The following is a 14,317-nucleotide window of genomic DNA, read 5'->3' as shown; positions in this document are numbered from 1 at the left end:
GCCGATTTGTGGCCCGTGTTGCTGATGCGACACGGGCCACAGTGCTTTCCGGGGCCGGATTCGGCATATCGTGCGAGGTATCGGTCCTGGTAAGCTGAGCGCGCCGGGTGTATGTCCGGTAACAACCTTCACGGGCCGATGCTGTCCCGGTAGACCCCCGAAAAGCAGTTAGCGCCCGTCGTGGCGACCCCGCTAGCGGAGGCCGCCGACAGCACGTGCGGAGCGCACACACTGGTGGTCTTCCCGGCCGATGTGGAGGTATATCGGTGCTGTTCTCTCAGTTGCCCGGTCCCCAGGGCTTGTACGACCCGGACCAGGAAGTCGATTCCTGCGGCGTCGCGATGGTGGCGGACGTGCACGGCCGCCGCTCACACTCCATCGTCTCCGACGGACTCCTCGCCCTCGAGAATCTCGAGCACCGCGGTGCGGCGGGATCGGAACCGAACAGCGGAGACGGCGCCGGCATCCTCCTCCAGCTCCCCACCGAATTCTTCGCGGACGTCGTCGACTTCGATCTCCCGGCGCCGCTCGACGACGGCAGCAGCACGTACGCGGCGGGCACCTGCTTCCTCCCGCACGACCCGCAGGCGCGGGCGGCCGCGCAACGACGCGTGTCCGACCTCGCGGCCGAGGAGGGGCTCGACATCCTCGGCTGGCGCCGGGTGCCCGTAGATCCGGACGGCGCGGACGTCGGTTCCACGGCCCGGGCCTGCGAACCGCACATGAGCCAGTTGTTCGTCACCGCACCCGCCGTCGGCGGGATCCGGCCCGGCGGCCTGGCACTCGACCGCCTGGTCTACGCGCTGCGCAAGCGGGCCGAGCAGGTCACTCCCGAGGTCGAGTCCGAGGGCAGCGGCGTGTACTTCCCGTCCCTGTCGAGCCGGACCGTCGTCTACAAGGGAATGCTGACCACGTCCCAGCTGTCGCGGTACTTCCCGGACCTGCGCGACCCCCGGATCGCGAGTGCGATCGCGATCGTGCACAGCCGGTTCTCGACCAACACGTTCCCGTCCTGGCCGCTCGCGCACCCGTTCCGGTTCGTCGCGCACAACGGCGAGATCAACACGGTCCGCGGCAACCGGAACCGCATGCGCGCCCGCGAGGCGCTGCTGTCGAGTTCGGTGATCCCGGGCGACCTGCGCAGGCTGTATCCGATCTGCACCCCCGACGCGTCGGATTCGGCGTCGTTCGACGAGGTGCTCGAACTGCTGCACCTTGCAGGCCGCAGCGTGGCACACGCGGTGATGATGATGGTGCCGGAGGCGTGGGAGAACGACACGTCGATGTGCCCCGACCGGCGGGCGTTCTACCAGTTCCACGCATCGCTGATGGAGGCGTGGGACGGACCGGCGTGCGTGACGTTCACCGACGGGACCGTGGTCGGCGCCGTGCTCGACCGCAACGGCCTGCGTCCGGGACGCTGGTGGCAGACCGTCGACGGGCGGGTGGTCCTCGCGAGCGAGAGCGGTGTCCTCGACGTCCCGCAGGCGGAGGTCGTGGCGAAGGGCCGCCTCGAACCGGGGCAGATGTTCCTGGTCGACACGTCCGAGGGCCGGATCGTGCCCGACGAGGAGATCAAGATGCGGCTCGCGGCGGAGCGGCCGTACGCCGAGTGGCTGTACGCCGGTCTGCTCGAACTGAAGACGCTGCCTGATCGCCCGCACGCGCAGCACAACCACGAGTCGGTGGTGCGACGGCAGGTGGCGTTCGGGTACACCGAGGAGGATCTGCGCATCCTGCTCGCGCCGATGGCCGCGTCCGGCGGCGAGCCCCTCGGCTCGATGGGGACGGACACCCCGATCGCGGTCATGTCGCAGCGTTCGCGGCTACTCTACGACTACTTCGTCGAACTGTTCGCGCAGGTCACGAACCCGCCGCTCGACGCGATCCGCGAAGAGATCGTGACGTCGCTGTCGCGGGTCATGGGCCCGGAGCAGAACCTGCTCGAGCCGACCGCGGCGTCGTGCAGGCAGATCGTGCTGCCGTGGCCGGTGCTCGACAACGAAGAGCTGAACAAGATCATCAACGTGAACGCCGACGGCAACCATCCGGGGCTGGCCGCGACGGTGCTGCGTGCGCTGTACGACGTGGAGCGCGGCGGTGCGGGGATGGCCGAGGCGATCGAGGAATTGCGGGCGCAGGCAAGCGCCGCGATCGCGGACGGCTATCGGACGCTGGTGATCTCGGACCGCGACTCCGACCACACCCGCGCGCCGATCCCGTCGCTGCTCGCGGTCGCCGCGGTGCACCATCACCTGGTGCGAACCAAGGAGCGCACCAAGGTGGCGCTGGTTGTCGAATCCGGTGACGCCCGCGAGGTCCACCACCTGGCGCTGCTCATCGGGTACGGCGCCGCCGCGGTCAACCCGTACCTCGCGATGGAGTCGATCGAGGACCTCGTGTCCGAGGGCGAACTCACCGGCGTCGAGCACACGATCGCCGTGCGGAACTACCTCACCGCTCTCGGCAAGGGTGTCCTGAAGGTGATGTCGAAGATGGGCATCTCCACCGTCGGCTCGTACACCGCGGCGCAGGTGTTCGAGGCGATCGGCCTGGACCGCGGCCTCGTCCACGAGTACTTCACAGGCACCGTCAGCAAGCTGGGCGGCGCCGGTCTCGACGAGATCGCCCGCGAGGTCACCGTCCGCCACCGGCAGGCGTACCCGGACAACCCGGCCGAGTTCGCCCACCGGCGGCTCGAGGACGGCGGCGAGTACCAGTTCCGCCGCGACGGCGAACTGCACCTGTTCACGCCGGAGACGGTGTTCCTGCTGCAGCACGCGACCCGCACCGGTCAGCACGAAGTGTTCGCGAAGTACAGCGAGGAGGTCAACCGGCTGGCCGAGGCCGGTGGCGCACTGCGCGGCCTGTTTACGTTCCGCGAGGGCGTGCGCCCGCCGGTGCCGCTGGACGAGGTGGAACCGGTCGAGCGGATCGTCACCCGGTTCAATACCGGCGCGATGAGCTACGGCTCGATCTCCGCCGAGGCCCACGAAACGATGGCCGTCGCGATGAACAATCTCGGCGGACGCTCCAATACGGGCGAGGGTGGGGAGAACGTCGACCGTCTCTACGATCCGTCGCGCCGCAGCGCCGTCAAGCAGGTGGCGAGCGGGCGGTTCGGCGTCACCAGCGACTACCTGATCAACGCCAGCGACATCCAGATCAAGATGGCGCAGGGCGCGAAGCCCGGCGAGGGCGGCCAGCTGCCGGCGTACAAGGTGTACCCGTGGGTCGCGGAGACCCGGCATTCGACGCCGGGGGTCGGGCTTATCTCGCCGCCGCCGCACCACGACATCTACTCGATCGAGGATCTCGCGCAGCTGATCCACGACCTGAAGAACGCCAACGACCGGGCCCGGGTCCACGTGAAGCTGGTCAGCTCGGTGGGTGTGGGAACGGTCGCCGCCGGCGTCAGCAAGGCGCACGCCGACGTGGTCCTGATCTCCGGGAACGACGGCGGAACCGGCGCCACTCCGCTGACGTCGATGAAGCATGCCGGGGCGCCGTGGGAGATCGGGCTGGCCGACGCCCAGCAGACACTCGTGCTCAATGGTCTCCGTGACCGCATCACCGTCCAGTGCGACGGCGGGATGCGCACCGCGCGGGACGTCGTGGTCGCGGCGCTGCTGGGTGCGGAGGAGTTCGGGTTCTCGACGGCCCCGCTGATCGTGGCGGGTTGCATCATGATGCGGGTCTGCCACCTCGACACCTGCCCGGTCGGTGTCGCCACCCAGAACCCGGAGCTCCGTAAGCGCTACACCGGCAAACCGGAGTTCGTGGAGGAATTCTTCCGGTTCGTCGCCGAGGACGTGCGCCAGTACCTGGCGGACCTCGGGTTCCGCAGCATCGACGAGGCCGTCGGTCATGCCGATGTCCTCGAGACCGCGCAGGGGATCGCGCACTGGAAGAACCGCGGACTCGACCTCACCCCGATCTTCGCCGTGCCCACCGGGCCGGACGGTGTGCCGTTGCCGCAGCGGCGCCGGGACCGCGATCAGGACCACGGACTGGACCGGGCGCTGGATCGCACGCTCATCCAGCTGGCCGAGGGCGCCCTCGAGGACGCGCACACCGTGGAGATCGAGATGCCGGTGCGCAACGTCAACCGGACCGTCGGGACGCTGCTCGGCGCGGAGGTCACCCGCCGGTACGGCGCCGCCGGGCTGCCGGACGACACGATCCGGCTCACGTTCACCGGTTCCGCCGGGCAGTCGCTCGGCGCGTTCCTGCCGCCGGGCATCACCATCGACCTGACCGGTGACGCCAACGACTACGTCGGCAAGGGATTGTCGGGCGGACGGATCGTGGTCCGTCCCGCCGACGACGTCCTGTTCGTCCCCGAAACCCAGGTGATCGCGGGTAACACCCTCCTCTACGGCGCCACTTCGGGCGAGCTGTATCTGCGGGGCCGCGTCGGCGAACGTTTCTCGGTGCGCAACTCCGGTGCGTCGGCCGTCGTGGAGGGCGTCGGCGACCACGCCTGCGAGTACATGACGGGCGGACGGGTCGTGATCCTCGGACCGACCGGCCGGAACATGGCGGCCGGCATGTCCGGCGGCATCGCGTACGTCCTCGACCTGGACCCCGAGGACGTGAACCCGGCGATGGTGAAGCTCCTGCAACCCGACCCGGACGACCTCGACTGGTTGTGCGGAGCGGTCACCCGGCACCACCGGTGGACCGGTTCCGCGGTGGCGGCGTCGGTGCTCGCCGACTGGCCCCGGCGGTCCGCGTTGTTCACCAAGGTGATGCCGGTGGACTACCAGCGGGTGCTGGACGCGACCCGGATCGCCAAGGCCGAGGGACTCGACGTGGACACTGCGATCATGGAGGCGGCACGTGGCTGATCCGCAGGGCTTTCTGCACATCGTCAAGAAGGAGGCGCGCAAGCGTCCGGTCGCGGAGCGGGTGCACGACTGGCACGAGGTGTATGTGCCGCAGAGTCCGGCCGAGCGGGCCGCCGAGGTGTCCGAGCAGGCCGCGCGGTGCATGGACTGCGGAATCCCGTTCTGCCACTCGGGAAGTGCGGGTTGCCCACTGGGCAACCTGATCCCGGAGTGGAACGACCTGGTGCGGCGCGGCCGCTGGTCGGCGGCCAGTGAACGGCTGCACGCCACCAACAACTTCCCGGAGTTCACGGGGCGGGTGTGTCCGGCGCCGTGCGAGTCGGCGTGTGTGCTCGCCCTCGCCGACACGCACACGACCGGCAGCGTCACCATCAAGCGGATCGAGCAGGCCATCGCCGACGTCGCGTGGGAGTCCGGCTCGGTGGTGCCCAAGCCGCCGATGATCGCGACGGGCCGCAAGGTGGCGGTGGTCGGTTCCGGCCCGGCAGGCCTTGCGGCGGCACAGCAGCTGACCCGGGCGGGGCACGACGTGACCGTGTACGAGCGCGACGACCGGCTCGGGGGACTGCTGCGGTACGGCATCCCGGAATTCAAGATGGAGAAGGCGATCCTCGATCAGCGCCTGATGCAGATGCGCGCCGAGGGTACGCACTTCGTCACCGACTGCGAGGTCGGCGTCGACCTCACCGTGGAGCAGATGCGCGAGAACTTCGACGCCGTCGTGCTCGCGATCGGCGCGCTCCGGGGCCGCGACAACACGACCGTCGAAGGCCGGGAGCTGAACGGGATCCACCTCGCGATGGAACACCTCGTCACCTCGAACAAGGAATGCGAGGGTGACGGTCCCGCGACGATCACCGCCAAAGGCAAGCATGTCGTCATCATCGGCGGCGGCGACACCGGGGCCGATTGCCTCGGAACGGCGCACCGCCAGGGTGCGCTGTCGGTGACCCAGCTGGACTACAACCCGGAGTTGCCGACGGAACGGGACGAGGCCGCGACGCCGTGGCCTGCGTGGCCGATGGTGCTGCGCACGTCGCCCGCGCACGCCGAGGGCGGTGTCCGCCGGTATCAGGTCGCGGTGCAGCGTTTCCTCGGCGACGAGAACGGGAACGTCCGATCCATGGTGCTCGCCGAGGTCCGGGTCACCCGCGAGGACGGCAAACGCATCATCACGCCGGTCGGCGAGGAGATCGAATTACCGTGCGAACTGGCGCTTTTCGCGATCGGATTCGAGGGTGTCGATCTCGGCCCGCTGCTCGACGACTACGGGCTGTCGCCCACCCGGCGCGGATCGCTCTCCTGCGGACCGGACTGGCAGACCACCGCACCCGGGGTCTTCGTCTGCGGGGACGCGCACCGCGGCGCGTCGCTGGTGGTGTGGGCGATCGCGGAGGGCAGGTCCGCGGCGCACGCCGTCGACGTGTATCTGACCGGGGCGTCGGACCTCCCGTCGCCGGTGCATCCGACGGCACTCCCGCTGGCAGTCGTCTAAATGGAGAAGGGCGCGCGGGGCGACTAGGCTCGAGGCCGTGAACCGACGCACGAAGATCGTATGCACACTTGGACCTGCTACCGCCACCGGTGACCGTATTCGCGAGCTCGTCGAAAGCGGTATGGACGTGGCGCGGCTGAATTTCAGCCACGGCGAACACGCCGACCACGAGGAGAACTACAAACGCGTCCGGGCCGCCTCGGACGCGACGGGGAAGGCGGTCGGTGTCCTCGCCGACCTGCAGGGCCCGAAGATCCGGCTCGGCCGGTTCGCCGAGGGGCGCACCACGTGGGCCAACGGTGAGGAAGTGCGGATCACCGTCGACGAGGTCGAGGGCACCCACGACCGGGTGTCGACCACCTACAAGCAACTCGCCGAGGACGCCAAGGCGGGTGACCGCCTGCTGGTCGACGACGGCAAGGTCGGTCTCGTCGTCTCCGGGGTGGACGGCAACGACGTGATCTGCCGGGTCACCGAGGGCGGCCCGGTCAGCAACAACAAGGGTGTGTCCCTGCCGGGGATGAACGTGTCGGTCCCGGCGCTGTCGGAGAAGGACATCGCCGACCTCGAGTTCGCGCTCGGCCTCGGCGTCGACTTCATCGCCCTGTCGTTCGTGCGATCGCCGGCCGATGTGGAACTGGTTCACGCCGTGATGGATCGGGTCGGTCGCCGGATCCCGGTGATCGCGAAGCTCGAGAAGCCGGAGGCGATCGACAACCTCGAGGCGATCGTGCTGGCGTTCGACGCGGTGATGGTCGCCCGTGGTGACCTGGGTGTGGAGTTGCCGCTCGAGCAGGTGCCGCTGGTGCAGAAGCGGGCGATCCAGATCGCCCGGGAGAACGCGAAGCCGGTCATCGTGGCCACCCAGATGCTCGAGTCGATGATCGAGAACTCGCGGCCCACCCGCGCCGAGGCGTCCGACGTCGCGAACGCGGTCCTCGACGGCGCGGACGCGGTGATGCTGTCGGGTGAGACGTCGGTCGGTAAGTACGTGATGGAGACGGTGCGCACGATGGCGCGGATCGTCGAGGCGGTGGAGAACGAGTCCACCCAGGTGCCGCCGCTGACGCATGTGCCGCGCACCAAGCGCGGTGTCATCTCCTATGCCGCCCGCGACATCGGGGAGCGGCTGGATGCGAAGGCGCTGGTCGCGTTCACCCAGTCCGGGGACACGGTGCGCCGGCTGGCGCGACTGCACACGCCGCTGCCGTTGCTGGCGTTCACCCCGCTGCCTGAGGTGCGCAGCCAGTTGTCGCTGACGTGGGGCACCGAGACGTTCATCGTCGACCCGGTCGAGAGCACCGACGCCATGGTGCGGCAGGTCGACCACGCCCTGCTCGGGTTGGGCCGGTACCAAAAGGGTGAACTGGTGGTCATCGTGGCCGGGTCGCCGCCCGGCACCGTAGGCTCGACCAACCTGATCCACGTCCACAGAATCGGCGAAGAGGACCACTAGGTGAGCGAAGTCGCGGCGAAGACCGATCTCCAGACTCTGCTCGAACTTCTCGATCTCGAGAAGACCGGCGAGGACACGTACCGAGGTCGGCATCCCGCGCAGGTGGGTAGCCGGACGTTCGGCGGCCAGTTGATTTCCCAGGCACTGGTCGCCGCCGGCCGCACCGTGAGCGGCGAGCGTGCCGTGCACGCGATCAACGCTCACTTCATCCGCGGCGGCGACGTCAAGGAACCCATCGAATACCGCGTCGAGCGGCACCGTGACGGACGGGCCTTCGCGAACCGTCAGGTCACGGCGCTGCAGAACGGTGAGGAACTGTTCGTCATGCTGGCGGCGTTCCAGGACTGGGGCAAGGGTCTCGAGCACGCGGTCGAGGTGCCCGACGTCCCGTTCCCGGACACGCTGCCGCCACTGGGCGACCACTTCCTGGGGTACGAGGATCGACTGAAGATGTTCGTCGACGCCCTCAAGCCGATCGACATGCGTTACGCGAACGACCCGTCGTGGATCATGAAGGGCACGGGGGAGAAGCTCACCCACAACCGGGTCTGGATGAAATCGGACGGCGACCTTCCCGACGACCCGCTCATTCACGTGGCCGTCATGGGCTATTCGTCGGACACCACGGTCCTGGATTCCATCATCACCACCCACGGACTGTCGTGGGGGCTGGACCGGATCGTCGCGGCCACCGTCAACCATTCCATCTGGTTCCACCGGCCGTTCCGGTTCGACGACTGGACGCTCTACGCCACCGAATCGCCGGTCGCGGCAGGGTCCCGCGGCCTCGCGACGGGGCGGTTCTTCTCCCTGGAAGGCGAGTTGCTGGCCACCGTGGTTCAGGAAGGTCTCATCCGCCACTTCCCGCCGCGGAAGTAGCGACTCCGCCATTCCTTTGCCACCGAACGGTTTTGAACGGTAGTCCAACTGGTGGCCGCGGCGTATGGTCGGTCTGGAATCTCCGAAACGGAACGGACGTGCACTATGAGCGCAGACGCACCCGAGCAGAAGAACACCGGCCGGCCGGCCGAGACCGAAGTTCCCCTTCCCGACGACGAGGCGCTCGCCGCAGCCAAGAAGAAGGTGGAGGAGATCGACGCCCGCTACGAGCCGGGTGCCCGCGAGACGGTCGTCCTGCCCGGCTCCGACGGCACGGTGTCGGGTACCGCCTTCGACGACTACGTCGACGACGAGGGCAACCTGAAAAAGCCTGAGCCCGAAAAGGACTCGTAGACTCCCCGTCGACGGACGCCCGTTCTCTCTGCCCGATGTCCCACTCGTGCGGCGAAACCGCCCAAATGGGACATCGGGCGATGTGTGGGTGCGCGTCGATGCGTGTCCTGCGTGTATCTCTCGCCGACGACCGAGCTCCGGGGTTAGACTTCGCCATCTTTTCTGGTGAGTTTCACCTCGTGATCGGGGATATGGGTCGTGGACTGGAACAACGTCGTCTGGGACAGCGCAATGTGGCTGCTCAAGGCCTACGTCATGACTGTCGTCGCGTTCGTCGTCGTAGTGATACTGCTCGCGCGGTTCACCAAATGGGGGAGGCAGTTCTGGCGCTTCGCCGCGCCGTACTTCAATCCGCGGCGCAGCCTGAAGCCGTTGACGATCCTGGCGGTGCTGCTGCTGTCGACGGTCTTCGCGGTGCGGATGACGGTGCTGTTCTCGTACTGGTACAACGACTTCTACGATTCGATCCAGAATCTGGACGAGTCGGCGTTCTGGCACTTCCTCCGCGTCTTCGCCCTTCTGGCGACCGTCCACGTGGTGCGGGCCCTGATCGAGTACCTGATCGGGCAGACCCTCGACATCGACTGGCGGACGTGGCTCAACCACCATCTCGTCGACGACTGGCTCGACAGCCGCGCCTACTACCGTGACCGGTTCCTGGACGACGCGATCGACAACCCGGACCAGCGCGTTCAGGCCGACATCACCAACTTCGTGACCACGTCCCGCTCGCTGTCGATGGGCGCGGTGACGGCCGTGCTGTCGATCGTGTCGTTCACGGGGATCCTGTGGGATCTGTCCGGCCCGATGACGGTGTTCGGCGTCGAGATCTCGCGGGCGATGATCTTCCTCGTCTACATCTATGTGCTGGTGACCACGGTGGTGGCGTTCTGGATCGGCAAGCCGCTCATCAAGCTGAACTTCCTCAACGAGAAACTGGGCGCCAACTTCCGCTACGCGCTGATCCGGGTGCGGGAGTACGGCGAGAGCATCGCGTTCTACCGCGGCGAGAACGTCGAGCGCCGCACCCTTGCCGGACGGTTCGCGGACGTCATCCGGAACATGTGGCAGATCGTCTTCCGGACATTGAAGTTCAGTGGATGGAACCTCACCGTCAACCAGACGGCTGTCATCTTCCCGTTCCTCGTGCAGGGGCCCCGACTGTTCACCGGTCAGGTGTCGCTCGGTGACGTGATGCAGACGTCGCAGGCGTTCGGGCAGGTCCACGACTCCCTGTCCTTCTTCCGTGAGTCGTACGCCGACTTCGCGAGTTTCCGCGCCACCCTCATCCGACTCAACGGTCTGGCCAACGACAACCAGCACGCCGCCGAACTTCCGATCCTGAAGACCGGCAAGTCGGGCGACGACCTCCAGGTCGAGAAGCTGGACGTGCGCATCCCCACGGGCCAGACCCTCATCGAGGGCCTGGAGCTCACCGTGACCCCCGGGCAGTCGTTGCTGGTCAAGGGCCCGTCCGGCTCGGGCAAGACCACCCTGCTCCGCACGCTCGCCGATCTGTGGCCGTACGCCGACGGCACGGTGTCGCGACCCGCGGGAGAGGCGATCTTCCTGTCCCAGCGGCCGTACCTGCCGCTCGGTTCGCTGCGAACCGCACTGGCGTATCCGAAGGAGCCGACGGCGGCCGACGACGTCGTGCGCGCTGCGTTGTCGAAGGTGTCGCTCGGCAATCTGGGGGATCGGCTCGACGAGACCGCCGACTGGACGCGGATCCTGTCGCCGGGTGAGCAGCAGCGTCTCGCGTTCGCGCGGGTGCTGATCGCACGGCCCGCAGTGATCTTCCTCGACGAGGCCACGTCGGCCATCGACGAGGGCCTGGAATACACGCTCTACACCCTGCTCCGGACCGAACTCCCGGACAGCATCGTGGTGAGTGTGGGTCACCGCAGCACCCTCAACCAGTTCCATTCCCGCGGTGTGGAACTGGAGGGCGAGGGCCGGTGGACGGAGTCGGAACTCGTCGGGTGACTCTGCGGCGGGCTACCCGGCGTCCAGCCGAGTCGTGAACTGCAGGACGCGATAAGGGTCACCGGTCGTCGTGTTCCATTGCGACACAAACAGATGCAGCTCGCCCAGTGTGGACGCCGGATGGATGAATCCACCGTAGATCTGCGCCCACGTGCCGTCCGTCGCTCCCCAGTCGCCGCCGGCGATCTGCACGGTCGGTTCCGACCAGGGTCCGTCGATGCGCTCCGCCGTGCGTGTGACGATCGCGTACGCGGCGGGATCGAAGTACGCGAGGACCCAGGTGCCGTCGATCCGTCGCAGGCACATCTCGCCGACGGGGCCCGGCAGGATCGGGGTCGCGGGCTGTCCCCACGCCCACCCCGTGCCGCGGTCCCAGCCCCACTCTTCGTAGGCTCCGGGCTCGAGGATGCACGGTTCGGGGACCCGCCGGAGGATCATCCCACCCGGATTGGTGCGGTCGAACGCGCTCGAGACGACGTAGACGTAGCCGTCGTGCCGCTCCATGGTCCACAGCTGATCGAGCGACCCACCACGGTTGTCCCAGCGGGCGGGTGAGCGGTGCCAGTTCTCGCCGCCGTCGTCGGACCAGGCGAGATACGTGAAATTCGTCGGCCACGCACGTGACCTCCACGAGTGCACACTGACGACGGACAGATACGTCCGATCACCGATCGTGACGGCGTCGGCAGGGACGACGGTGAACTCGGTGCCCGCCGATTCCCGGTCGGGAAGTTCGCGGACATCGTGCGCGTTCGGCAGGATCTCCCGCGCCGTCCGGCCGCCGGCCGCGGAGTCGAACTCGATGCCGCCCCGGAGATCGGTGGTGGTGGAGCGCAACATCACGGGGCTGCGCCACCGCCTGCCGTGCGAGCTGAACGTGTCGCCGAAGAAGAACGCGACTCTCCCGTCGGCGAGGCGCGCGGGACAGCCGAGGTCGGTGCCGTGCACACCCCAGCGTCGCGTCGCCTCGCCGGTGACCTCCTTCACGAAGGTCGCTGCCGGTGTGGTTGTGCTGCCCGCGATACGCGCTTCTCCCGTGTCGGTGAATCCGGTGGTCAGGACGTCTTGCGGTAGGACGCGGCGAGTTCGTCGGCCCGATCCCACGGGGACCAGTCGACCTCGCGGCCGTCCAGTTGCGCTTCGACCACCTCGAGTCCCGCGTGCCAGCCGGCGGCGTGGGCGTAGGCGGATTCTTCTTCTTCCACGGTGTGGGTGAGCGTCAGCCAGCAGCCTCCGCTGCCGTCGGGGACGAGTTCCCAGTGCAGGGTCTCGGCGTCCCACAGGTACTCGAGGATGTGCGCGGGATGCACCGAGATGACCGTCCCGGTGGTGGTCTGATCTGCGGGCAACCCGAATCGGCGCACCTGCTCCGGCGTCACCCGGAAGACGAGTTCGGCGCCCGGGGTGAGGTCGAATTCGACGTCGGCGGGGAACCAGGCCTTCAGGTACTGCGGGTCGGTGAGAACTCGCCACACCTTCTCCGGCGAGTGCGAGAGCGCTTGCTGGAATCGAAGGGCTACCCGCCCGTCGTAGGTGAAAGTGACGGTGCCGAGCTCCATGGGTGACCTCCGTGCTCGAGGGCGTACCTGTTCCACCATGGTACTGGCAGGACGGCGCAGATCCCCAGGATCGGGCACAAAAAACCGCCGCTACCTGCGGGGTCGTCGGTCGCCGGCGGAAGAGAGCCCCAGAACCTGCAGGCGGTGCGGGTCGGCGAGGATGTCGATCCGGGCGATCTTCCCACCTGAGACGGTGAAGGCCATGACGGACATGGCCTTTCCCTCGGGTGCGGTCACGACCCCGGCGGCGCCGTTCACCAGGGCGAGCCGGGCGAACGGAGCGAAGCGCGCGAAGGTGAGGGCCTGCTCGCTGACGGCGCGGGCTCCGCGCACGAGAGAGGATCCGTCCGCGCCGCCGTCGGCCCGCAGGACGATGTCCGGGTCGAGCAGGGCGAGGAGATCGTCGAACCGGCCGCCCCGCGAGGCGGCCATGAATGCCTCGACGATCTCGCGCTGCCGGGTCAGGTCGGCATCCGGAACCGGCCCCGACCCCTGGACGCGGCGGCGCGCGCGGCTCGCCAGCTGACGGGACGCGGCGGGGGTGCGTCCGGCGATCGGGGCGATCTCGTCGAAGGACAGTGCGAACATGTCGTGCAACACGAAGGCGAGCCGCTCGGCGGGCGTCAGCGTGTCGAGCACGACCAGCAGCGCGAGTCCGACCGAATCACCGAGCACCGCCTCGTGCTCGGGATCGGCCCCGTCCAGCTCGCTCACGATCGGATCCGGCACATGGACGTCCAGGGGCTCCTCACTGCGCATCTTCCGTGAGCGGAGCATGTCGAGGCACACCCGGGCGACGACCGTCGTCAGCCAGCCCCGCAGATTCTCCACATCCGAGGTCTCGGCACGGCTGAGCCGGAGCCAGCCCTCCTGCACGGCGTCCTCCGCTTCGCTGATCGAGCCGAGCATCCGGTAGGCGACCGCAGACAGATGCGTCCGGCTCTCCTCGAAGCGGTGTGCCAGAACTTCGTCGTCGTTCATCTGTCACATTCTGCCGTCGCGGTTCGTCATGTCAGTGAGAACGAAAATCACCCGGTGTGACATCAGATCACCCGAATACCTTTGGAGGCAGGCAATCATGAAAGCCCGGATGACCAACCCCGCGATGATCGTTCCCGACGCCATGAAGTCTCTGCTGGCTCTGGGAAAGGCAGCGTCGAAGGCGGACGTGCCGCCGGTGACGCACGCTCTCGTCCATCTGCGGTCGAGTCAGATCAACGGCTGCAGCGTGTGCGTCGACATGCATTCGCGTGAGCTGGAGAAGGAGGGCGAGACCAACGAGCGGATCTTCGCGGTGGCCGCGTGGCGGGAGGCTCCGTACTTCAGCGACGCCGAACGCGCGGCCCTGGCGCTGGCCGAGTCGATGACCCGGTTGAGCGACCGTTCGGACCCGGTGCCCGACGACGTGTGGAACGAGGCCGCCCGGCACTACGACGAGCAGGCCCTCGCGTCGCTGGTCCTGTCGATCGCCACCGTGAACCTGTGGAACCGGCTCAACGCCGCCACCCGGCAGGTCGCGGGCCAGTGGTGACGCAAACACCGTGACGGGGGACGAGATGCGAATCGCAGGTCAGAGAATGCATCTGACCTGCGATTCGCGAGAAATCCTGGCAGTGCCCTCGGTGAGACTCGAACTCACACTGGACGGGTTTTGAATCCGTTTCCTCTGCCAATTGGGATACGAGGGCGTGTTGCGCTGTACCACTGTAGAAGATCGCCGTCGGGAGTCAACCACCGG

General features: G+C 67.9%; 10 protein-coding genes and 1 tRNA gene. 7 read left to right on the top strand and 4 right to left on the bottom strand.

What is annotated here, in order from left to right; genetic code table 11:
- The first annotated feature begins 266 nt into the window (after positions 1-266).
- The 6 genes from gltB (at position 267) to ACLIVD_RS23880 (ending at position 11,020) form a co-directional block, all read left to right on the top strand.
- Positions 267-4,850, top strand: coding sequence for a glutamate synthase large subunit (gene gltB / locus ACLIVD_RS23905; protein ID WP_491930761.1), 4,584 nt, complete (start codon positions 267-269; stop codon positions 4,848-4,850).
- A complete protein-coding gene (locus ACLIVD_RS23900; protein WP_283352522.1) occupies positions 4,843-6,345 on the top strand; it encodes a glutamate synthase subunit beta in 1,503 nt (500 codons plus the stop codon). The genes gltB and ACLIVD_RS23900 overlap by 8 nt, the downstream gene beginning before the upstream one ends.
- A gap of 37 nt (positions 6,346-6,382) precedes the next feature.
- A complete protein-coding gene (gene pyk / locus ACLIVD_RS23895) occupies positions 6,383-7,801 on the top strand; it encodes a pyruvate kinase (protein WP_009473661.1) in 1,419 nt (472 codons plus the stop codon).
- Entirely contained in the window at positions 7,802-8,680 is an 879-nt protein-coding gene (locus ACLIVD_RS23890; RefSeq protein WP_009473660.1) for an acyl-CoA thioesterase, read from the top strand.
- 105 nt (positions 8,681-8,785) lie between these two features.
- Positions 8,786-9,034 carry a hypothetical protein gene (locus ACLIVD_RS23885; protein ID WP_009473659.1) on the top strand — a complete coding sequence of 83 codons (249 nt, stop codon included), beginning with the start codon at positions 8,786-8,788 and terminating at the stop codon, positions 9,032-9,034.
- Positions 9,035-9,232: 198 nt separating this feature from the next.
- Positions 9,233-11,020 carry an ABC transporter ATP-binding protein/permease gene (locus ACLIVD_RS23880; protein ID WP_005247472.1) on the top strand — a complete coding sequence of 596 codons (1,788 nt, stop codon included), beginning with the start codon at positions 9,233-9,235 and terminating at the stop codon, positions 11,018-11,020.
- Positions 11,021-11,032: 12 nt separating this feature from the next.
- On the opposite strand, the gene ACLIVD_RS23875 is transcribed toward ACLIVD_RS23880, so the two are convergent.
- The 3 genes from ACLIVD_RS23875 to ACLIVD_RS23865 all read right to left on the bottom strand — a co-directional run bounded on the left by ACLIVD_RS23875 (position 11,033) and on the right by ACLIVD_RS23865 (position 13,560).
- Complete coding sequence (locus ACLIVD_RS23875; protein ID WP_491930760.1) at positions 11,033-12,007, bottom strand: glycoside hydrolase family 183 protein; 975 nt, start codon at positions 12,005-12,007, stop codon at positions 11,033-11,035.
- 68 nt (positions 12,008-12,075) lie between these two features.
- Positions 12,076-12,579: an SRPBCC family protein gene (locus tag ACLIVD_RS23870; RefSeq protein WP_005260370.1), complete on the bottom strand. Its 504-nt coding sequence runs from the start codon at positions 12,577-12,579 to the stop codon at positions 12,076-12,078.
- 90 nt (positions 12,580-12,669) lie between these two features.
- Complete coding sequence (locus tag ACLIVD_RS23865) at positions 12,670-13,560, bottom strand: sigma-70 family RNA polymerase sigma factor (RefSeq protein WP_283352521.1); 891 nt, start codon at positions 13,558-13,560, stop codon at positions 12,670-12,672.
- Between the two features lie 97 nt (positions 13,561-13,657).
- On the opposite strand from ACLIVD_RS23865, the gene ACLIVD_RS23860 reads away from it, so the two are divergent.
- A complete protein-coding gene (locus ACLIVD_RS23860; protein ID WP_105413705.1) occupies positions 13,658-14,110 on the top strand; it encodes a carboxymuconolactone decarboxylase family protein in 453 nt (150 codons plus the stop codon).
- A gap of 83 nt (positions 14,111-14,193) precedes the next feature.
- Here the strand turns inward: ACLIVD_RS23860 and ACLIVD_RS23855 are convergent.
- Positions 14,194-14,267 (bottom strand) — tRNA-Leu (locus ACLIVD_RS23855).
- Positions 14,268-14,317 lie beyond the last annotated feature (50 nt).

Source organism: Rhodococcus sp. G6(2025) (assembly GCF_058628105.1).
The sequence above is the reverse complement of the archived record's forward strand: the minus strand, read 5'-3'. Positions and strand labels throughout refer to the sequence as shown.